This window comes from Pedobacter suwonensis (assembly GCF_900111825.1).
In the GTDB taxonomy this organism is placed as follows: Bacteria; Bacteroidota; Bacteroidia; order Sphingobacteriales; family Sphingobacteriaceae; genus Pedobacter; species Pedobacter suwonensis.
The window spans coordinates 136,615-159,047 of sequence record NZ_FOJM01000007.1 but is presented as its reverse complement, the minus strand read 5'-3'; the positions used below and the strand labels follow the sequence as shown (position 1 = coordinate 159,047).

Genomic DNA, 22,433 nt, shown 5'->3' with positions numbered 1-22,433 from the left:
TTTATGGTTGTTTGGTTAAATTAGTTATAAAAAACTAATGACTAATTAAATAGAAATGACTTAGTGGATTGCCTCACCATATAGTCTCGCTATTTTAGAAAGATGAATGAGTCTTTTTTCAGACACATCAAAAGGTATCGGTTTTTCATGACCAGATGAATTTAGATGCCGTTTTGAAGATACAAATGGCAAAATGACCATTTTGTGGCTTGTTAGTCTCGATAAACTTTCATCCACAGTATTTTCATTATGAAATGGCTCAATTAAAAGTTCATCTAGTATTGACCGGAATAAAACGATAAAGGAAGTTCCTTCAAAAGAGTCGATCCAGAATTGCTTTGTAGATAAAGGTATAGCCTGGCCAAAAGCACCAATCCCTCCTAAAAGAATTTTTGCTCCTTTCTTGGCAGCGTCTATGATTCCTTCATATAATATTTCTTTATTGTAAGATTCTGTGAAGATATGATCATCCCTGCAAATGATAATTAACGATTCATTGGTTAACATAGCATCCTTGCATACTTCACGAATTCCTTTCCAAATCATACTGTCATCACTATCAACATCTATGAAATGAAGATCAAATTCATCCTTGCCTGTAAACTGATTACTGATATTTTTTTTTACTTCTCCATCTCCTGAAGGTGTTAGAATATATGTATTTATACAAAAATCAGGTATATGTTGACCTCGCTCCATTTATTCTACTTTTTAAATAACGCGTAATAATCCGATACTTTAGCCAGATGCATGAGCTTTGTATTTCGTTTTTCAAAAAGTTCTGTCACGTGCCCATGATCATTATTTTTAACAGTTACATCTGAGTATCCAAATTCTTTTTGCACAGATATAAATGGAAACATCACAAAAATGCTATCGGTAACTGAAGAAATCTTCATATCTATGATATCATGTATCTGAAAGTCGAAATTAAGTATGGTTTCATAATACTTCTTAAAGATTAGCATAAACTGTGTACCATTAAAACGATCAACCCAAAACAAGTGTTTGTTCACCTGCAACACCTGATCAAACCAACTTACACTACCGAGCAATACATCGGCCTCTATTTTGATGCAGCTATCTATAGCAAGTCGAAATTGTGCGAAATCATACTCTTCCGTAAAGATGTGATCATCTTCGCAAATTAATATGTAATCTAAGGATGTCTCGTTAGCGTGCTTTACAATTCCGTGAACAGTTTGCCATAGTCCAAATGATCCTACAGAATGCTCAATTGCAGGGACAATGGTTAAGCTAAATTCTTTTCTATTCATAAATTCCGCGAGCAAGCTTTTTTTTCTTTCGCTCCTTTTGCGCAGATTGATACCATAAGTGGGGATTTGAGAATATTTCATTTATTTCTATTGTCTTATTTATTGACCGCAATATTTTTTTCCTGGTAATAGAGGTCGCCATTAGAGGCAATCCCCTCAATCTTTATTTTAAAAAGACCGGTTTGGTCACCCGTGTAAAAATTAAACCGATTAGGTTGATCTGCCGAGAAAACGGTAAAATCTTTCCAAAAAAGTGTTGATAGATATTGTTTCTCCTCCACATTTTTTAATTTCTGAGAATCCATGCCATAAAACTGCCGAGCAGTGTATATAGCTAGCTTTTCTTTCTCAAACACACAACCTTGATAAATAATCTCTCTTACATCATAACCTCCTGATGAGGAAGGGTACATTAATAGATATTTCTTCCCCTTTACAGGGGGTGGATTATTATCAGGGGAAAAAGCAGAATGAGCTGGGCAATTTAAATAACCACCACTGCATACATAGTCTCCACATTCATTAGCCCTATATCCATATGCTCTCGCTATATTTTGTCTTGCGCTTATTTTAACTTCATTAAGCTGATTAGATTGCTGAAAGCTGAAAGAATTTGACACATGCAGATTATTTCGGTTCAGGTCATATTCAACTAAAGGCCGCTTGCTGATATTTATTAAGGTATTAATCAACTGCTCCATCGGATTTGCAACCTGCATGGTTGGATTGACTAACTTACCCCTTTTATCAAAAAGTTTGACATCCAATTGCTTGTTTTCGACGACCGTGATATCCTCAGGTTTCGGGTAGATATAACCAAATTTATCCGTCGATAGCATACTCCAACTACTATCACGCCGGATAGTTACAGTCATCGCTTCTTTCAGACTACCACCGTCGGCAAACCTGAACAATGCATGTATATTCACGGAATGGTACTTAATAGATTTTTTTGAAAAAGTGTCTGCTTTCATGATCCTTTGCCAGAGGTAACGTCTCCAGCCACTAACCATCAATACCTGCTTTAAACGTTCCTTTTTCCCTTCCAAACTGATGCTACTGTTAAGAAAACTGTACGGATCATTCTTTACAATCGGATTCATGTAATAACATGCAGCGAGATCCTGTCGGCTAGCCGTATCCAACCGGGAAAGCTGCACACAGGAAATGGTAAAAAGTCCGCCACTCGCTTGCTTTCCTGCACTGTCAAGTGAAACATTTACATTTACTTTTTCCCGGGTTTGATAACTGTTCTTGTCTGTAACAACTACAGCCCGCACGCCGCCGGTAAAATGCGCAAAGAACAATTCTTCTGCAACAGGCCTCCCTTGTTGATCAATTAGCGTTATCGTGTTCAAGCCTTTTCTGATCTCCGCAAGGGGAATATTTAGTTTTTTCACACCCTTATCCAAGCTAATTAATGGTGTCATCACCGATTCTCTGGTATACTGATTGGTAACCACAATGTTTACGTCAGCAGCTTCAGTCACAGAAATTTCTATGTTTAGAGTGTCACCAGCCAAAGCATCAGCAATATGCAATACAAAACCAGATGGCAAAGCGTCAGGCAGAGAATACTCTTTTCCTTTGATATTTCCATTCCCATCCAGTAAATTTACAGCGTATTTTATCCCAGATTTTGGCCTCAGCATGAATACACCACACCCATCAATATTAGTACTGATCGTGTCGATCACCTGACCATTTTCCAATAACAAAGCTTTAACCTTTGCATTGTTTCCATAGCTGTCCAACACCTGAAATGCTACACGGCTCAACAAACCTAAAACCAGGTCACCTCCCTCAGGATAAAAGCCAAATCGGAACTCATTTGGCTTTTGAAGAGGTAATCGCAAAGCGAATGGCTGCTGACTATTACCAATATGCGTGGTAGTATGCAAAAGTGGGCCGAAACGCTGAAGTGTTTTCTGTGAAAAAGCCATCACAGCACTACCATCAAAACCATACTTAACCTTCAGAGCGTCATTTTCGCCTAAACGGTAAACCAGATGTGAATTGAGACGTTCAGCTGCGGTAACACCGGCCGGGAAAACAGCCTTCGCAAGCACTAAAACTGAATCTTTGCCTGGCACCTCTTTTATCTCAAAATCTACAGTTATTGTTGGAACAGCTCCGGCCAGTATCCGGAGTGTTTTGCGGAAAACATGGACAGGCTCACCGTTTTCACCTACAATATTGCTACAGGCCAGCAGTAAGTAGTTACCGGGCTCAATCTCTTCAGGAAGTGTTAGGCTACCTGAACATGTCCAGTTCTTTATCAGGTAGTTCTTCCGTAATGAAACACCCGACGTATCTTCACGTAACAAGGCAACCGACAAGATAGCGGGACGCACAAGTGTATCTATATGATGCATCATCACATAAGCTGCAAACCAAATGGTTTCAGATGGCAGATAAACATTCTTGTCTGTAGTTACATAAAGCATATCCGCAGGATGTGAAAAATTATATCGTTCAACCTGACTGGAAATACTGTCTCTGCTTATCGCCTGGCCAGATACGCTGGCACAGGCGATAAAAAACAGACCAGCTATCAAGAATAATGTTCTATTCATTGATCCTATGTCTTGTATCGAAATTAATTATTTAAATTCTTGTTGAGCCGAAGCACTGATATCCGCCGGTTGTATACTGACACGTATCAAGTGATGATGGACAGCACCCTAAAGTACTGCCGTGGCATTGCTGGTATATCGGGCGATCTGCACATCCCGTATTTGAACTCCCCTCCCCCGGGTATGGTATACATTTACCTCCGCTACAATACGCCTGACCACCAGTCTTTTCCCAGCAATCCGGATCATTTGTACAAGATTGTCCAAAGCTTCCGGCACCACCCACAACATATTTTAATTGATCTCTAGTTAGAATTTCTTCTACTTTGATAAGGTCTATTTTAATTTTTTTCATGTTTAATTTGTTTAAAAACGTTTAATAACTTTTTGTCATTTCTATTTACTATAATCCATCTGATGGATGACAGAATACCATCTATTATTGAGCCTGCTTACCTCCTTTTTAATGTTTAAAGAAATTATTAACTAAGAATTATATACAAAGGGTAGGGAAGATAAAAATCAGGAAAAACGGCAGTTGTGCATCACAGAAATAAAAGAATATTTTTTTTTAAAAGAGAATGTACTATGCCCGTTGCAGCCAAGAGACTGATATAGATTAGGCAAAAAAATAAGTTGAAAAAAATGAGAGGAGCGCATGAAGTTATTTGGTTAATTATGAGTAAAGCAAACATAATTTGCTTGTTGATTAATCAAATTTAATCTAATGTTATAGTTAAAACTAAACGTATTTTAATCAGTTTACAATATATTTTAACCATATCTAGATAACGTTAAAATTGAGTTCACATTTATTTGATCAGCGAAGAAACATAATAAGATAGATTTTATAATCCAATAAATGAGATAAAAGCCAGCCTCATCCGGTTTACAGGAACAAAGTAATGCTTTTTAGCGTTCTTGATTTAATTTAAACTATAGTTACGAACACGATGAAGTAGTGTAAATCTCAAAAGAAGAATTTAACGATCAAAATAATCTTTTGTTCAAAATAGACTTTAAACAAAAAACCCACAACTTTCGTTGCGGGTTTTGCTCCTTCTGCTGGGCTCGAACCAGCGACCCTCTGATTAACAGTCAGATGCTCTAACCGGCTGAGCTAAGAAGGAATCCGGCAATCCAAAAAAACAGAGGATTTTAACTTTTCAGTAAATATATGCTCGTTCGTTTTGGGAGTGCAATATTAGCGGTTTTAAATTATTTATCCAAAAAATTATTCAATTATTATTTGCAAAAAAGCTCTTCTGTTTAAAACAAAGAAGCGTTTTACTTATTTAACACTGGTTATCAGCATATTAAAAATCAGAACAACAATCCATGGTGATTAATATTCCGCTCGGTTATATATTCACTCAGTTAAACAAAAAAACGGCCTGACTTGTTCAGGCCAGACCGTTATAAACATTTATTTAAAAAAGATTAGAAACTATACCTTAATCCCAATTGCATCTGGTAACGCGAGGCAAAGAAATCTTTCGAATAAGAGGTTACATCTTTTTGTGCGAAAGTATAAACCGGATAAGTAGTTGGCGTTCCTGCGGTTGCAACTTTAATACCCATACTGGCCATTGAGTTATAAGTATTAGGAGAGAAATACTGAATTCCCCAGTTTTTATTCACCAAATTGGTCAGGTTAATAATATCATAGGTTAATGTAAGTACATGAGGGTGTTTTCCTTTGGCAACTTGTAGATCCTGAGCGAAACGGAAGTCAGCCTGTACGTTCCAAGGGGTACGCGCACCGTTACGTTCTGTAAAATCGCCACGACGACTGCTTAAGTATTTATCTCCGTTGATATAGTTATCAAACGCAGCTGCCTGTGCAATCCCATCGGCTGTGTTGGCAAAGAATTTCTGTGTTTCGCCCACTGCAGGTACATACATTAAACTTACTGTTTGTCCTGTTCCGTTGATCCTGGTATTTACTAAACCCAATGAGTATGGAGAACCCGACTGACCGCTGAAGAATAATGAAAAGTTAGACACATATTTGCCGTTTTTAGCCCAGTCCAATCTATAGTTTATGGTTGAAATGATCCTGTTGCGGATATCAAAGTTTGAATAAGCCAATCCCGGGTTATTGGGGCTAAGCGCCTGGTTTAACTGCCAGTTAGATTCCATTGAGTTACGGATTCCATTGGCAATATCTTTCGATCTTCCGTAGGTATAGGCCACCATCATATCTAAACCGAAAGGAAGTGATTTACTTACCTGTGCAGTTACGCTATATTTGTATCCTTTATCGGTATTCGATAATAAATAGGCATTGGTATACAACGGGTTGATTTTAGTACCTGAATAAATAGGCTGTTGTTTTTGGGTATCATAAACCATGTATTTTGGATTATCTACATAGTTGATCTGTTGGAACTGCACATCCTTAATTACCTGGCTAAAAATACCTTCTAAGGTAAATTTCCATTGATCATCTGTTTTATAATCGAAAGCCAGATTACTTCTCCAGGCTTTAGGCATTTTAAAATTGTTGTCAACCAAATCTACCTGCGTAGCACCACCGGCGTCTTTCACATTTACCCCTTGTTTAGTTACATAACCCGCCTCGCCATTACCGGTCAAAGCATCTCTGACCGGATCTGAGCCTGCTGCCGGTGTAGTGATTTTGGTCGGATCTGCATTTGAATAAACGTAAGATTTATCAAAAGCACCATAGTTTACACCATTATTATAATAGGCATAACCGATCCACGCAAAAGGCACACGACTGGTAAATAAACCCGTACCACCGCGCATAACCAGGCTTTGGTTACCCAATACATCGAAGTTAAAGCCAATACGTGGAGAAATCTGGATTTTGTTTAAGAATTTTCCGGTAATTAATGATGGCTGCGTATAAGTATATGTTGTACCGTAATTGGGATCAACAGGAGAATTGGTGGTTTTTGAACTTAAAGATGGCATAGTAGGTAAATCTGCCATATCAAAACGTAAACCCGGTGTTAATTTAAAACGGTCACCTATACGGATTTCGTCCTGACCATAAATACTGTACATATTTACATTAAATTCAGCCGTTGGGTTATTAATGATGTTATCACGGGTATTGTCGTCATAATTATAACTTGCACGTACCCTGTTTGGCCTGTTTGCCAGGAAATCGGCAATACTGCTGTAAGCCACACGACCGTTCCATGCGTTTACAAAACCATAATTGATGTTGTAAAATTCGTTGTGCGTACCAACGGTAAAGGTATGGATACCAGAATTGTAAGTATAGTTATCGGTAAACTCGAAAGTATTCTGTTTCATATTGAAGATACTCGCCTCACGATCTGTACCTAAAAACAATGTCCCTCCGTTCGAAGCAATCTCGATCTGTGGTAAAGCCGGGTTAGAAAGCGGATTGCGGTAATCGTGCACTGTAGAATAACCAACAATTAAGTTATTGGTAGCCGAATTACCAAAGCGTGTTTTCAGATCGGCAACCGTTGAAGTCTGGTTATTGTTCTGTCTGAAATCGATGCCACCAAACCTGAAGTTAAGCTGGTCTCTTTCCAAATTTGTTGCTTTAGAAATAATGGTATTATTTCTGATGGTTAATTGAGTGCTTTCGCTGATATTCCAATCCAAACGGTTAAAGAATTTGTTAGATTGTGAATAGATATTGTAATTGCCGAACGAACCTGCATCAACACCATAAGCGGTTTTCATGTAATCAGAAATCTGTTGAGCATCCGTTGCCGTAAGCAATTTCATATCAGATGATCCGGCACCTAAAATTACCGGATCCTGGCGGCGCGTAATCTCCTCATTGGTAAAGAAGAATAATTTATCTTTTATAATCGGGAAACCCACACGAAAACCGGTTTGATAATCGTGAAACGCTGAAGGCTCTTTGCTGTTATCGCCGATTTTATTTCTACCGATTAACGAGGCATTACGGCCATAACCATAAACCGATCCTACTACCTCATTGGTGCCACCACGCGTTACGGCATTAATACTACCACCTAAAAAGTTACCCACTTTAACATCGTAGGGCGAAAGTAGAACGGTAACATCCTGGATCGCATCAAGCGAAACCGGGTTTGTACGTGTACTGCTTCCCGGCATACCCGAACTTCCGCTTTGTCCCCCCAATGAAGGGCTAAAACCGATCGCATCGTTATTAATGGCACCATCAATGGTTACGTTGTTATACCTGAAGTTGGTACCACCAAAAGTATTGTCTTTACTACCCTGCGGTGTTACGCGGGTAACATCCTGTAAACTGCGGTTCATAGTTGGCAGGGTTTTAATCTGCCCTTCGCCAATACTGGTACCCGCACCAGATTTTGTACCGCCTTTTTGGCCTTTAACACTTACCTCGGCCAACTGATTGCCCTGCTCCTGAAGATCAAGGTCAAGTTTTACATCTGAACCAAGGGTTAAATAAATATTTTCTTTTACGACCGGGCTATAACCTACAAAGGTTACGGTGATTTTGTATGGCCCGCCAGGATTTAAGTTACCGATACGGTAAAGCCCTGATTCGTTTGAGGAACCCTTGGATACCGTGCCGGTAGGAACGTGAACCATAACAATGGTGGCTCCAGGAATAATGCCTTTGTTATCCTTAATCTTTCCATTAATACTTGATGTTGTAACCTGTGCCTGAGCAAAAGTGAACAGGAGGACAAGAATACTTACCAGAGATAGTATACGTGATTTCATTTTTTGTTGTTTTATTTTGGCACAAAACAACAGTCTTAATGTTAATTAAATATTAACACTAAATTAAGTTTAACCTTAATTTAACAATATGAAAATCAGAAAAAAACAATAAGAAAACAATTTCTTAACAGCCATTTTGAAGCCGGAATGTGACGAAGAGCAATATGCTCAAATATCAGAGATGAATATGAAGATTTAATGAAGATTGCGTTCATGAGTCCGAAGTCCACAGTCGGAAGTCCGGAGTCTATTAACCGATTTGAAAGGTTGAGCCTGGGTGGTTGGTTCAGTAATAATTAACCAGTTAACAATTTTTAGTGTACTGGATAGCATTCAGCCTTGGATAATGATCAAACCATCTGTTCACTTAAAAGGCTGTCGGGAACGCATACTGCTGTCTCTGAACCTTATTTACCCGAATAACCCGGAGCATAGCGAGGACTATAGTGAAAGCAAGACTGCAAGCTGCCCAGAATCACAATACAGTCATTTCCTAATTCTGTTTCAGCTGGCAACATCAACTGATTGACTTAGTCTTGGGCGGTTAAGACTTAGTGATAGTTAGCAATTAACTACTTTACAGCCAGACCTCACGCCAGCCAATAAACTATTGACAACTGAACTAAGAAACCCATTCCCTATCTTTGCACTCATGATAATAAGATTAGCCGTTACAGAAGATATACCGCCAATTATGCAACTGGTTCGCAAAGTTGTGCCTTTAATGCGTGTTGCAGGAAATTTCCAGTGGGGAGATGATTATCCGAATCCTGAAGTATTTTCCAGCGATATTGCCATTGGACAGTTATGGGTAGCTGAACTGGACAAAGAAATTGTCGGTGTTTCGGCTATTACCACAGATCAGGATCCCGAATACGCCGATGCAGGCTGGGACATTACCGAAAAAGCCATTGTTACGCACCGCCTGGCCGTCGATCCGGATTGCCAGGGCAAAGGCATTGCCAAAGCTTTAATGAACCAGGCCGAACAGGTAGCAAAAAACTCTGGTATTTCTATCTTACGGGTAGATACCAATAGCGAAAACTTGGCTACTCAGGCACTTTTCCCTAAGCTTGGCTATCAGTTTAGTGGCGAAATCGGCTTGGCCAAGCGCCCTGGATTACGTTTCTTTTGTTTCCAAAAGATACTGTAACCCAAAGCCTATAGAAGGATAATGTAGTATAAAATGCAAATTTTAAAATTAAATCCTACAGGTAAACAAACACAAAAACGACCATATTGTCAGATGGAAACACCTGAAATCACCAAGTAAACGCTAGACCGCTCGTGGTGGCAATGGCCCTGAACTAATCGTTCAATCCTTTGCCGCTCAAAATCTGCGGTATGCATTTCTCAACCCTTGCTTCACGGGTTTTTGCTTGTTTAGGTGCAGAAAAATGCAATAAATAAGCTCTTTGACGGCCTGGAGTTAAGGCTTTGAAAGCAGCCTTCAAATCCGGGATGCGCTCTAATTTACTTTGAAATTCGGCGGTGACAGTGTATTCAGTTGTTTTTTTCAGTTCAACTTTCAATCCGGCTTTTTCAACCTCGATGGCCTGCAAAATGTATGCCTTTAAAATGGCTTTCATTTCTACAATCTGCAATGCACTGACAAAACGGATCTGCCTTGCTGATTGCACGTGCTCCGTTTGCTGGATCAATATATGATCATGATCTTTTAATAAAACACCTTTAAAGAACAAAAAGGCACAATATTCTTTAAAATCATGAATTAAAACGATATTGTTTCCACTGTAAGTGTAACAGGGATGCCCCCATTTCAATTCCTCAGTAAGCTCACAATCAAGCGCAAGCGTTCTTAACAGGTTTAACGATTCCTGCCACTTGCTTGCTTTATTAAAATAAAAATCAACTTTAGGATTCATCATATATAGTACTTTGAACAATTTTCCTTTGTACAGGTCTTGAATAAGTAGAGCAGGTTTATAACAAGATCAGCAACAACAATACGAAAGAAACTGCTTCAGAAACGGGAATAAAAACCTGCGTAAACCTCCTGCATCAGTAACCAGCCAGCCATGATTAACCTTTTTATTTAAGCCATTGAATACTATTCTGGAATGTAAACCGTCCTAACCGTATCAACCTTTAATCGGCCTTTCAACCAGTAACGGATCCTGGCCTGGTTTGCCTGAAACGGTACTTTTGATACTTCTGCACTGAAAAGCGTGAGCGTATCCCTGCTTTGGGTATCCAACCTGTTTATCACAATATTGGAAAGCGAGTAGCTTTTGATTTCAGGAAATAAGGCAATTAATTCTGACCTGATATCAGGTAGCGGCTGGGAAAGCTTATTGATTTTAATAGAATTGACCGGTTGGTTTCCTTTTTTAAACACATCTTCCATAATACTGGCCTTTATCTGTGAAAAATCGACCTCCTGCCTTGCATTAAGCCCCTGCCTTATCCTCAAAGTTGCTCCATCCAGCTTATAATCTTTAAGTTTCGCCTTTATGGCATTTATAATGTTATCATCTAATTGGGCGCCAATTAAAAGCAGATCGATCTCTTTTTCATCTTTCGAGTAACGCAGGTTTCGGTTGATGACCTGGGTTGTGGTGAAATCGAACTGCTCACGGATAAATTTCTGTGCATTATTTTCAAAAATACTTTTCTGTACAATATCATAAGCAAAGTATATACTGGGAATAATGGTAATAAGTACAGTGAAAAGAATATATCTGGACACTTTTTTTTCTACGCCCGGATCTTCGAAATGTTTTTTATCAAATTTTAAAAAACGTACAATCAGATACGTGGAGATGCAGATGAAAAGACTATTGATGAAAAACAGATACAATGCGCCAAAGAAAAAAGGCCAGTTACCCATGGCCAACCCATAACCTGCAGTACATAATGGCGGCATTAAAGCCGTAGCAATGGCCACGCCTGGAATAACGTTACTTTTCTCCCTTCTGGTAGCCGCAATAATTCCGGCTAGTCCACCGGTAAACGCGATGAATACATCCCATATAGATGGTGTAGTACGGGCAAGAAGCTCGCTCTGTGCTTCATGCAGTGGCGTAATGTAAAAATATATGGAAGAAGTTACAATACTGATAAATGTGGCGATAAGCAGGTTTCTGCCACCCTTTTTTACCAGTTCAAAATCATTGGTACCAATGCCCAGCCCGATTCCCATAATTGGCCCCATTAACGGCGAAATGAGCATAGCGCCAATAATTACGGCTGTTGAATTTACGTTAAGACCAACCGAGGCTATAATGATTGCAAAGATAAGCGTCCATAACGGGCCGCCAACAAATATCGAATTTCTGGAAATGGAATCCACCACTTCACTTTCATCGGCCTTATCAATCTGTAGATTGAAGCGCTTTGAAATAAAAGCTTTAACAGCGCCCCGTACATCGTCATTTTTTCTCCCCATACCTGTATCCAATTTTTTCTTTGGTTATCGTTTAACCCTCTTCTGTCTGTTCGCTGCCTTCTGATTTCCCAATGCGCTTGAGTACGATGGTGCCCAATAACCCGGCCACGATAGAGGCAACCAGAATCCCATATTTGGCCTGATCAATAAATAGAGGATTATCGAAAGCCAGTCCACTGATAAAAAGCGACATGGTAAAACCTATCCCAGCCAATAATGCAACCCCGGCAATATGTTTCCAGTTGGCGCCCTCCGGAAGCTTTGATATGCGAAACTTCACCATAATCCAGCAAAATAAAAGAATCCCGGTAAACTTGCCGATAATCAATCCGCCAGCCACACCTACGGATACAGGATTTATGATTGAATCAAAAAAATCAGCTGTGATGACAATGCCGGCATTGGCCAGTGCAAACAGTGGCATAATCCCAAAGGCCACCCATGGGTGTAGTGCATGCTCAATCGTTTGTAAAGGAGTTTCGGCTGCCATGCTGAGGGTTTTTACCTTTTGGATGGTTTTGTTTTGCAAGGGCGTAATTAAGCTCCCCCGCTCAGGTATGTCGGCCTCGAAATCGTATGAAAGTTTTCTGAGGTTACTGGAATAAATTTGTTCGTCAATTCTGGTAACAGCCGGAATAGTAAAGGCAACCAAAACCCCGGCAATTGTAGCATGCACACCCGATAGTAAAAAGCCGATCCACACACAAATGCCAAGCAAAAGGTAAAACATAGCACTTCTTATTCCCACTTTGTTTCCGATCATTAGCAATACCAAAAATCCTCCAGCAACTGCCAATGGCATAAAGTTGATTTCTTTAGTATAGAAAAATGCGATAACCAATACTGCGCCAAGGTCATCGGCCACTGCCAGGGCAGACAGAAAAACCTTTACAGAGACCGGTATGTGCCTGCTGGCCATAGAAAGCAGCGCAAGTGCGAAAGCTATATCTGTAGCCATAGGAATTCCCCAGCCATGGGATGCGTTGGTGCCGCGATTAATAAAAAAATAAATAGCTGCAGGAACTAACATTCCGCCCAGCGCTGCGGTCATTGGTAGTGAAGCCTTTTGCAGCGAAGAAAGCTCTCCTTCCATGAATTCACGCTTAAGCTCAAGACCGATTACAAAGAAAAATATGGCCATCAAACCATCATTGATCCAAATATGAAGCGGCTGGCTGAGTAAAAACTTATCAAACCCTACAGAAAAATTGATATGCCAGAGATGTTCATAGAAATCGTGAAAAGAAGAATTAGCCCAGGCAATGGCAATAACCACACTGATTAGCAGCACTATTCCACTGGTGTATTCCAAGTGAATAAAGCGGCTCACCGGAGCCATAATTTTTTCTATAGTTGTTTTTTCCATGTCTTTCAAAATCCCAAATATAACTTTTTAATAGAACCCATGTCTGCGATTGTGAAGTTATTATGCTATTTTGCAGAAAACCGGTACCGCGAAAATGATCAGAGCGAACGACAAATTACGGAAAAAACTATATATCATCATCTTCCGTTCCGATACGAAAGCAGGAAAAAGTTTTGATGTATTGTTGCTAATATTGATTCTGCTGAGCATTCTTTCTGTATTTCTGGAAAGTGTAGGCTCGGTAAGGGAAAGATATTATCATATAATCCATATACTGGAATGGGTATTTACGTTTTTATTTACGATTGAGTATTTGCTCCGGATCTATGCCAGCCACAAACCGCTTCGATACATTTTCAGTTTTTATGGGATTGTAGATCTCATTGCTTTTATGCCTACCTATTTAAGCCTTTTTTTTATCGGAACCCAATACCTGATCGTTGTTCGCGCTTTCCGCTTACTACGCGTATTCAGGATCCTTAAGCTCACACGGTTTCTTTATGAAGGCAACATCCTTAAAAGTGCACTTAGGGCAAGCCTTTATAAAATCGTTATGTTCCTATCAAGCGTAATTACTCTGGTTACTATAATCGGCACACTAATGTATATTATAGAAGGAGAAAAAAGTGGTTTTACAAGCATTCCTATGTCTATATATTGGGCAATCGTAACCATTACAACGGTGGGTTATGGCGATATCTCCCCTCAAAGCCCGCTTGGCCAAATTCTTGCCAGCATATTAATGGTGATCGGTTATGGCATAATAGCTGTTCCGACAGGTATTGTATCTGTTGAGATGTCAAAGGCGACCGAGGCAGCAAAAACCAAATGCCCGAACTGTTACGCAGGACTGCATAATGAAAAAGACAGGTTTTGTTCCAATTGCGGTCATCAAATGAAAAAGTAAATGAAAAGTTAGTTCGCTTACTTCTGGTCATGGTGCTTACCTCCAATCGGCAAACAAAAAAGGGACTGCTTTGTCTTATATCGAAACCCGAACATGAATATTCTTCAACGAGCATTAAAACACTCTACTTTCAAAGCTGGAATCATGGTACCCAGTTTGATATTTATCATAACGGTAACGGTAGTATCAAGCTTCTTTCCTACACAAACTGGTGCCATACTGAATGTGGTCAAAAACTGGATCTTTGTGAACCTGAATTGGATTTATGTTTGGTCTGTCACCATATTTGTAATTTTTCTGCTTGTTCTCACCTTCAGTAAATATGGCGCTATCCGTTTGGGCGATGATGACGAAAAACCGGAACATTCCTTTTTCTCCTGGATATCGATGCTTTTTGCTGCAGGAATGGGAATCGGACTCATGTACTTCGGAGTGGCAGAACCCATGTCGCACTATACGGAAAAGGCTTTTTCCGGCCTGTATCAGGTAGAGCGCGCTAGAAATGCACAATTATATACCTTTTTCCATTAGGGAATTCATGCCTGGGCAGTATATGGGATTGTAGGATTGTCCCTGGCATATTTTACCTTCAGGTTCAAATTGCCACTTTCTCTGCGGAGTTGTTTTTATCCGGTATTAAAAAACAGGATCAAAGGCGCTGCAGGTGATGCGATTGATACCTTCGCCCTTTGCAGCACTTTTTTCGGCATTACCACCACCTTGGGCTTTGGCGTAGTACAGCTTAACGCAGGGCTGGTTGAGGTTGGTATTTTGAAAGATACAGGTTTTTGGTATCAGGCTGTAATTGTACTCGTTATCATGCTTATCTCTGTATTATCTGCCACTTCGGGAGTAAATAAAGGGGTTAAATACCTGAGTCAGCTTAATATTGTAGCCGCGATCACCCTGATGATTTTTATCTTGATCCTCGGACCAACGGTTTTCCTGCTCGGCTCTTTCTCTGAAGGGATTGGCAACTACTTAATGCAGTTTTTCAATCTTACGTTCAATACGCATGCGTATGAAGAGAACACACAGTCGTGGTTTTTTAATTGGACAATTCTTTATTGGGCCTGGTGGATCTCGTGGTCCCCATACGTCGGGCTTTTTATCGCCAGGATATCCCGCGGAAGGACAATACGTGAGTTTATCGGGGCGGTACTGATCATACCAACTTTTTTCAATCTGTTGTGGATGACAGTCTTCGGTAATAGTGCAACCTGGCTTGATCGCACAAGGAATGGTGTTCTGAGCAATATAGCAGGCGATACCGATAAACTATTGTTTGAATTTCTCGGACAATTCCCAATCTCTTCCATAACAAGCTTTCTCGCAATATTTATTATATTTATTTTCTTTATCACTTCGGCAGATTCGGGAATATTTGTGATGGATAACATCGCATCTAATAACGCTAAAAATTCGCCTAAGTGGCAATTGGTTTTCTGGGGCATCCTATTAGGCTTATTATCGCTGGTATTGCTTAATGCCGGTGGACTCCAGTCCCTTCAAACTATGACCTTGATTACTGCATTACCATTTTCATTAATCATGTGCATGTTCTGTTATTGTTTAATTATAGGCCTCCGGATAGACTATTCTTATTATAAAAAAGGCTATTCACCAGCGGCAACTAACTGGTCAGGTGAATTTTGGAAAGAACGACTCAACCATATTCTCTCGTACAAGAACAAGGATGCCGTGAACGATTTCATCGCTGGCAAAGTTAAACCAGCGCTGGAAGAGCTGGCGGCAGCATTTCAGGAAAAAAAATCGGCGCATCGGTAACGATTTCTCAAAATCCTTATGCAGCGGAGATTACGATTAAACATAAAGTGATCGAAGATTTTAAGTATGGCGTTAAATGTCAGTCAAAATTAATATCTGAATTTCTGGTTGATGAAATAAACCTACCAGGCATCAGAAAAAACAGCACTTTTGTTCCAATCACCTATTTTGGCGATAGCAGACCCGGCTACAATATCGAATACTTTAGTGAGAGAGAAATCATAGCGGACGTTTTAAAGCAATACGAAAGATTTATCGAACTTTCTTCAGATGTCAAGAACGAAATGTTTCTGGATAATACGCTCAAAGATATAAGCTAAACAGCTTTATTAAATATAAATATTACTTATTGATTGATGGAGACTGGCGATAACAAGCGTTTAAGTATCCCGGTTTCCAGGGTTGACTGCTAAACCGCTGAGATCAAAATTGAAATCAACTCCAAAATTTTTATTTGATCCAGGATCCAAGACGATCGCATTTGTAGAAATGCATTAAAAAGCAAAAGGCCCGGAAAATCCAGGCCTTTTTGCTTATCATATATTTGGTTAGTTGATTCTTATGTTTTCTTTCAACAATTCGCCTTCTCTCTTATTTCGAAACAAATGCAAACCTCAAACAATTATGTGTTTTGCAGGATTATTGCAGTGTTTTTGTTTTGTGGTTATAAAGATAAGGGAAATTTTAAATTTGTCAAGCTTTTTTTAACTTTTTTTTTATTTCTTTTGCGACCACTTGTCCAGAAATGATGGCAGGCGGCACCCCAGGCCCCGGAACAGTTAATTGGCCGGTATATAAAAAATTTGTTACTTTACTTTTCATTTTGGGTTTTAGAAAAGCGGTCTGTTTCAAAGTGTTTGCTAATCCGTATGCATTCCCCTTAAAGGCATGATAATCTTCTACAAAATCTTTCATGGCATAACTGCGTTTAAATAAAATGCTTTCGCTTATATCGTTTCCGGTCATTTTTTTAAAGCGATCCATCAATACATTGAAATATTCTTCTCTTTTGCTTTCGCTATCTTCCAGATCCGGTGCAAGCGGAATTAAAAAGAAAAGATTTTCACAACCTTCCGGTGCTACGCTTTTATCAGTTATTGAAGGGCAACAGGCATAAAACAGAGGCTTTGATGGCCATTTTGGGTCGCTGTAGATTTCTTTGGCGTGTTCATCAAAATTCTCATCAAAGAACAAGTTGTGGTGTAACACATTGGTTAGCTTTTTATTTAAACCTATGTAAAATAAAAGACAAGACGGCGCCATTGTTCGTTTATCCCAGTAATTTTTGTCGTAATTACGGTAAGGTTGATCAAAGAGATATTGGTCGATATGGTGATAATCTGCATTACCGACCACAAAATCGCTTTTAAAATTTCCCTGATTTGTGATTACGTGCTCTGCCAGATTGTTTTTTACCTCAATTTTGGTTACTTCTGTATTGAACATGAATTTTACGCCCTGTGCCTCCGCAATGTTTTGCATGGCAGCTACAATTTGATGCATACCGCCCATTGGGTACCAGGTACCTAAAACAAGATCAGCATAGTTCATCAGACTGTATAATGCGGGAGTATTTTGTGGCGTAGCACCTAAAAATAATACAGGAAATTCCAGAAGTTTCTGCAGTCGCTCATTTTTAAACAGTTTATGCACATGCTTGCGCATATTTCCCAAAAGCTGTAGTTTTATTCCGCTGATGGCTAGCCTGGGATCGAAATATTCCATTACGCTATGTGAGGGCTTAAAAACATATTCGTTCATGCCTACATCATATTTATATTTAGCCTGATCAAGAAAATATTTGAGGTTGCTGCTGCTGCCCGGCTCAAGTTTTTCAAACAAGGCATATAAATCGTCTAATGTGGCAGGAACATCAATAATATCGTTTTGACCAAAATAGATACGGTAAGATGGACTAAGTCTTTTCAGTGTATAAAAATCGGAAGTAGTTTTGCCAAATAGGTTGTAATAATTTTCAAATACATCGGGCATCCAGTACCAGCTAGGCCCCATATCAAAAAGGAAGCCGTCTTTTTGCCAGGTTCTGGCCCTGCCACCCGCCATTTCGTTTTTTTCGATTACGGTAACATCAAAGCCATCTTTACCCAATAAAGCTGCTGCAGCCATGCCTGCAAAACCGGCACCGATAATGGTAACCGAGGTTCTTTTTTCCATGGTGTAAATAAAGGAATTTTATTGCGTTTTGTTTTGGTTTTTTATCATTCTGTATCTGTCATTCTAAATGCAATGAAGAATCTTTTTTTATTTATTAAATTTTAATCAGTTAGTTTTGAACCCATTGATCTGGAGTTCAGTATTTCATCAGTTGAAGATCCTTCGCTGCGCTACCATTGACGTTATTTTGTAATTACCTATTAATGAGCAGAATGCGGCATCATGCATTTCCGTATAGCTAGGCCATAGCACCGTATCACCGTTCTACTTAAAACCGGCCTAATAAATTTTTCGGACTGCACTGTTCTAGCCATAACACTGGCTTTGAAAGAAAAATTTTCAGCCGGCATTTTTTGTTACTTTTTGATGCCAAAAAGTAAGAGCCCTTCGGCGGCGGTGAGCCGAGGCAAGAATTGTGCGAAGGAAAAAACGTCAATCATATTGATTTTTATATCATAAATTATCCCTCAGGACGACATTGACGGGATTTTTATTAAAAATCCTTCCTTAGCTTATTACAACAGCGCAAACAAATACGCTAAGCTTTTGTTACATTTGCCACCATCTCATGATTAAACTACATATTTTATTTTTCATGCTGTTTGCCATAGGCAACGCTACTTACGCACAACTCTCTCCACAGGAAATTGCGACATTGAAAGCCAACATGGTTAAAGCAGTAGAAAATGCTAAACTTACTGATTCGCTGTTTGACAGGCTGAATAAACTGCCCAATAAAACCGCGTTGGTTACCGGTTACTTAGGCACTTTGGAAGCACTCAAAGCTAAACATTCCTGGAATCCATATAACAAGATTAAATATGTAGGCCGATCACTAAAAACCATGCAGAAAGCAATTGATATGGATGGAGAAAATATGGAAATCCGTTTTATGCGTTTTTCAATCGAATTTTACACGCCATCCTTTCTTGGTTTTAGTAAAGATTTAGCGGTAGACAAAAAAGAGATTGTTAAACATTACCAAAATGGAAATTTCGGTCTTGCTGATGCAGAGCTGGTTAAAAACGTAGCTAAATTTATGATCGATAGTAAAAAATGTACTGCCGCTGAAGTTAAAATCTTAACCAAATACCTTTAGAATGAATTATATATATTTAATTATCAATATAGCCGTAATTTTTTTTCCGCTGGTTTTATCGTTTGATAAAAAGGTCCACTTTTTTAGCAAGTGGAAGTTTATATTTCCAGCCATACTCCTTACAGGAGTTATCTTTTTAATTTGGGACATTTTATTTACCAAGCTTAATGTCTGGTCTTTTAATCCGGATTACATCGTAGGGATAAATCTTTTCGGCTTACCCTTGGAAGAGATTTTATTTTTTTTAACTGTGCCTTATGCCTGCGTATTTATTTACGAATGTTTAAACGTCTATTTTCCCAAAAACAAGCTTCAAAAGTATAGTCTCGCCTTAAGTAACCTATTTCTGGGACTTAGTGTGGCCATTTTGTTTTTTGCTTATAACAGGTGGTATACATTAATTAATTTTGGCTTTTTATTAATCGTGCTGGCTTACGTAGAATATGTGAATGTAAAACTCAGGTTTATGTACAGGTTCTACAGGGCTTACCTGGTTTCGCTTATTCCTTTTTATATCGTAAATGGTTTTTTAACCGCTATTCCGGTGGTGATGTATAATAATAAAGAAAATATAGGTTTTAGGGTAGGTACAATACCTTTCGAAGATCATTTTTATTTAATGAGTTTGTTGTTAATGAATGTTTTCCTGTATGAGCTTTTTAAAAGCAGGGCCGATAAAGCGATCTCATAAGATTGTAATAGCCTATGACTTTTTTTTAGGAAATGTACGTGCAGTAGCTCTTGGCATCTTTAGCCCCGCTTTGCGCTTTACTCCGTTGCACTTCGTGTTCGCTTCAATCGGGTTTAGGAACAGTGGTTTCTGCACTCTGCAACCCCAAAAATGAAATGCTGTCGCGGCCAGCTAGCCCCGGTTGAAGCGATACCCTGCAGCAACGAGGTACGAGGCAGCGAAGCGTATAAGTGTAAAACGGGAACACACTTATTGATTTGTACACGTATTGCGCTCTAAAATATGAAGATCGATTTATAAATATTGAGGTAAAGGTTTTCAAATTCACTTATAATGAAGGCTTTGCGCTTGTGTTTGCTTAAAAAATAATAACTAATTAACTTACGGGCATTAAGAAAATATAAGCTTGTATGCCCTTATATTTCTTATATGGTTAAAACCTTTTGATTATCTTCAACCCGAAATTAATTTAAATGGATTTACCAGGCTATACCAAACAACAGCTTGCGTTGCGTAACGGACAGGATAAGCCTCAAATCTGGGTGGCTTACAAAGGTCTGATCTATGATATGACAGATAGCAGATTATGGAAAAATGGTAAACATTATGAGCATTGGGCGGGGCAGGATCTGACTGATGAACTTGCAGATGCACCACATACTGAAGCGGTTTTTGAAAAATTTGTGCCAATAGCCATACTTGTACAACCGAATTAATTTTGGTAGCCTCCAGGTTTCGATAACCATTTGCCCAATAAAAAAGCCGCATTATTTAAGCATTACACTTAAAATATACGGCTCAATTTATCTGTATGATGTAACTGATAACTGGCTATTGAAAACTGTTAACTGATTACGCTTCTATCGTGAAAGAACTTAAGCTTACAAATTCCTGAATTCTCGCTGCAACTTCTTCATCAGTTAAATTCAACAACTTTTCCGTTCCAAATTTTTCTACACAAAAGGAAGCCAGGGCAGAGCCATAAATAATTGCATTTTTCATGTTATTGAAGTTGATAGTACCCACTTTTGCCAGATAACCGATAAATCCGCCTGCAAATGTATCGCCAGCGCCTGTCGGATCGAATACCTCTGCCAATGGTAAGGCTGGAGCCGAGAAAATCTGATCTTCGTGGAACAACAGTGCCCCATGCTCCCCTTTTTTAATGATCAAATATTTTGGCCCCATTGTTAGGATTTTCTTGGCAGCTTTCACCAATGAGTATTCTCCTGATAGCTGACGTGCTTCGGCATCGTTAATGGTTAATACATCTACCATTTTAATGGTTTCTAATAAATCATCCATCATAATATCCATCCAAAAGTTCATGGTGTCCATTACGATTAATTTAGGGCGGTTTTTAAGACGTTTAATGACCGTTTGCTGTACTTGGGGCGTTAGGTTGCCTAACATCAGGTATTCGCAGTCCTGATAGCTTTCCGGGATAATCGGATCGAAATTTTCCAATACATTCAATTCCGTTATCAAAGTGTCCCGGCTGTTCATATCGTTATGGTATTTACCCGACCAGAAAAATGATTTTTCACCAGCTTTAATCTGTAACCCTTCTGTATCAATACCGTGGTTGGTGAAGGTGTCAATGTCTGATTGATGAAAGTCATCGCCCACCACAGCCACAATTTTTGCTTTATTATAAAAGTAAGAAGCGGCCAAACTTGCGTAAGTTGCTGCACCACCAACAATTTTATCTGTTTTTCCGAAAGGAGTTTCAATAGCATCAAAAGCTACAGTACCTATGATTATCAGGCTCATATATATGTATTAAATTTTTTTAAAATTTTTTCACTGCAAATATTGCATAAATAATTTAAAAGCCCTAATATTGCATTCCCAAAACGAACAAGCGGATGTCTGCTGAAAAGTTAAAATCTTCTGTTTTTTTGGATAGCCGGATTCCTTCTTAGCTCAGCCGGTTAGAGCATCTGACTGTTAATCAGAGGGTCGCTGGTTCGAGCCCAGCAGAAGGAGCAAAACCCACAACGAAAGTTGTGGGTTTTTTGTTCATAGTCTATTTTGAACAAAAGATTATTTTGATCGTTTACGAGTAATACTCATTCTAGGTAGCCCAACCTCATTTGTTTTTTGTACTTATGACATACTATCTGTATATTTTATATTCTAAAATGGCTAACCTTTACTATGTTGGATACACCAGTGATTATGTCCGCCGACTTGAGGAGCATAACAACTTAGCTGTTAGTACATTTACCTCAAAGCACAGGCCATGGCATTTGAAAGCTGTGTTCTCTTGTGGGCATGTAGAGGCTGAAGCAATGCGTCTGGAAAGATTTATCAAAAGCCAGAAAAGCCGGAAGTTGATTGAGCGTATGGTTAAAGGGGAAATTCTGACTGGAATTTTGGCTCAGCTGGTTAGAGTCCCGCACGTGCGGGATTAATCAGAGGGTCGCTGGTTCGAGCCCAGCAGAAGGAGC

17 protein-coding genes, 2 tRNA genes and 1 pseudogene are annotated in these 22,433 nt (G+C 39.2%); 9 read left to right on the top strand and 11 right to left on the bottom strand.

Annotated features, from left to right (window positions below):
- Positions 1-60: 60 nt before the first annotated feature.
- The 6 genes from BM107_RS10850 to BM107_RS10825 form a co-directional block, all read right to left on the bottom strand.
- The gene (locus tag BM107_RS10850) at positions 61-699 is read right to left on the bottom strand and encodes a hypothetical protein (RefSeq protein ID WP_090983131.1); all 639 of its coding nucleotides are present in this window, start codon (positions 697-699) and stop codon (positions 61-63) included.
- A gap of 5 nt (positions 700-704) precedes the next feature.
- The gene (locus tag BM107_RS10845) at positions 705-1,358 is read right to left on the bottom strand and encodes a hypothetical protein (protein WP_090983129.1); all 654 of its coding nucleotides are present in this window, start codon (positions 1,356-1,358) and stop codon (positions 705-707) included.
- A gap of 14 nt (positions 1,359-1,372) precedes the next feature.
- Positions 1,373-3,853 carry a hypothetical protein gene (locus BM107_RS10840; protein WP_090983127.1) on the bottom strand — a complete coding sequence of 827 codons (2,481 nt, stop codon included), beginning with the start codon at positions 3,851-3,853 and terminating at the stop codon, positions 1,373-1,375.
- Positions 3,854-3,961: 108 nt separating this feature from the next.
- Positions 3,962-4,144, bottom strand: coding sequence for a hypothetical protein (locus BM107_RS24675; RefSeq protein WP_090983125.1), 183 nt, complete (start codon positions 4,142-4,144; stop codon positions 3,962-3,964).
- 765 nt (positions 4,145-4,909) lie between these two features.
- Positions 4,910-4,983 (bottom strand) — tRNA-Asn (locus BM107_RS10830).
- A gap of 310 nt (positions 4,984-5,293) precedes the next feature.
- Positions 5,294-8,545: a TonB-dependent receptor gene (locus BM107_RS10825; RefSeq protein ID WP_090983123.1), complete on the bottom strand. Its 3,252-nt coding sequence runs from the start codon at positions 8,543-8,545 to the stop codon at positions 5,294-5,296.
- A gap of 652 nt (positions 8,546-9,197) precedes the next feature.
- On the opposite strand from BM107_RS10825, the gene BM107_RS10820 reads away from it, so the two are divergent.
- Positions 9,198-9,698 (top strand): GNAT family N-acetyltransferase, encoded by a 501-nt coding sequence (locus BM107_RS10820; protein WP_090983121.1) that lies wholly within the window; start codon positions 9,198-9,200, stop codon positions 9,696-9,698.
- A gap of 154 nt (positions 9,699-9,852) precedes the next feature.
- Here BM107_RS10820 and BM107_RS10815 read toward each other — a convergent pair whose 3' ends face one another.
- The 3 genes from BM107_RS10815 to nhaA all read right to left on the bottom strand — a co-directional run bounded on the left by BM107_RS10815 (position 9,853) and on the right by nhaA (position 13,320).
- Positions 9,853-10,434, bottom strand: coding sequence for a YdeI/OmpD-associated family protein (locus BM107_RS10815; RefSeq protein ID WP_397239146.1), 582 nt, complete (start codon positions 10,432-10,434; stop codon positions 9,853-9,855).
- Between the two features lie 182 nt (positions 10,435-10,616).
- Positions 10,617-11,954, bottom strand: coding sequence for a TIGR00341 family protein (locus tag BM107_RS10810; RefSeq protein ID WP_090983117.1), 1,338 nt, complete (start codon positions 11,952-11,954; stop codon positions 10,617-10,619).
- A 31-nt stretch (positions 11,955-11,985) separates the two neighbouring features.
- A complete protein-coding gene (gene nhaA / locus BM107_RS10805) occupies positions 11,986-13,320 on the bottom strand; it encodes a Na+/H+ antiporter NhaA (RefSeq protein ID WP_244278789.1) in 1,335 nt (444 codons plus the stop codon).
- A gap of 94 nt (positions 13,321-13,414) precedes the next feature.
- On the opposite strand from nhaA, the gene BM107_RS10800 reads away from it, so the two are divergent.
- From BM107_RS10800 to BM107_RS25085, 3 genes and pseudogenes are all read left to right on the top strand, one after another.
- Positions 13,415-14,227 carry an ion transporter gene (locus BM107_RS10800; protein WP_090983115.1) on the top strand — a complete coding sequence of 271 codons (813 nt, stop codon included), beginning with the start codon at positions 13,415-13,417 and terminating at the stop codon, positions 14,225-14,227.
- A 93-nt stretch (positions 14,228-14,320) separates the two neighbouring features.
- Positions 14,321-16,015: pseudogene (locus BM107_RS10795) on the top strand (BCCT family transporter).
- 47 nt (positions 16,016-16,062) lie between these two features.
- Entirely contained in the window at positions 16,063-16,335 is a 273-nt protein-coding gene (locus BM107_RS25085; protein ID WP_244278788.1) for a hypothetical protein, read from the top strand.
- A 373-nt stretch (positions 16,336-16,708) separates the two neighbouring features.
- Here BM107_RS25085 and BM107_RS10790 read toward each other — a convergent pair whose 3' ends face one another.
- Positions 16,709-18,190: a phytoene desaturase family protein gene (locus BM107_RS10790; protein ID WP_090983112.1), complete on the bottom strand. Its 1,482-nt coding sequence runs from the start codon at positions 18,188-18,190 to the stop codon at positions 16,709-16,711.
- A gap of 568 nt (positions 18,191-18,758) precedes the next feature.
- On the opposite strand from BM107_RS10790, the gene BM107_RS10785 reads away from it, so the two are divergent.
- The 3 genes from BM107_RS10785 (at position 18,759) to BM107_RS10775 (ending at position 20,696) form a co-directional block, all read left to right on the top strand.
- Complete coding sequence (locus BM107_RS10785) at positions 18,759-19,289, top strand: hypothetical protein (RefSeq protein ID WP_090983110.1); 531 nt, start codon at positions 18,759-18,761, stop codon at positions 19,287-19,289.
- 1 nt (position 19,290) lies between these two features.
- Positions 19,291-19,980, top strand: a complete 690-nt coding sequence (locus BM107_RS10780; protein WP_090983108.1) for a lycopene cyclase domain-containing protein — start codon at positions 19,291-19,293, stop codon at positions 19,978-19,980.
- 473 nt (positions 19,981-20,453) lie between these two features.
- Positions 20,454-20,696 (top strand): cytochrome b5 domain-containing protein, encoded by a 243-nt coding sequence (locus BM107_RS10775; RefSeq protein WP_090983105.1) that lies wholly within the window; start codon positions 20,454-20,456, stop codon positions 20,694-20,696.
- Between the two features lie 136 nt (positions 20,697-20,832).
- On the opposite strand, the gene BM107_RS10770 is transcribed toward BM107_RS10775, so the two are convergent.
- Positions 20,833-21,753 (bottom strand): PfkB family carbohydrate kinase, encoded by a 921-nt coding sequence (locus BM107_RS10770; RefSeq protein ID WP_090983103.1) that lies wholly within the window; start codon positions 21,751-21,753, stop codon positions 20,833-20,835.
- A gap of 142 nt (positions 21,754-21,895) precedes the next feature.
- On the opposite strand from BM107_RS10770, the gene BM107_RS10765 reads away from it, so the two are divergent.
- Positions 21,896-21,969 (top strand) — tRNA-Asn (locus BM107_RS10765).
- A 122-nt stretch (positions 21,970-22,091) separates the two neighbouring features.
- Positions 22,092-22,397 carry a GIY-YIG nuclease family protein gene (locus tag BM107_RS10760; protein WP_090983101.1) on the top strand — a complete coding sequence of 102 codons (306 nt, stop codon included), beginning with the start codon at positions 22,092-22,094 and terminating at the stop codon, positions 22,395-22,397.
- Positions 22,398-22,433 lie beyond the last annotated feature (36 nt).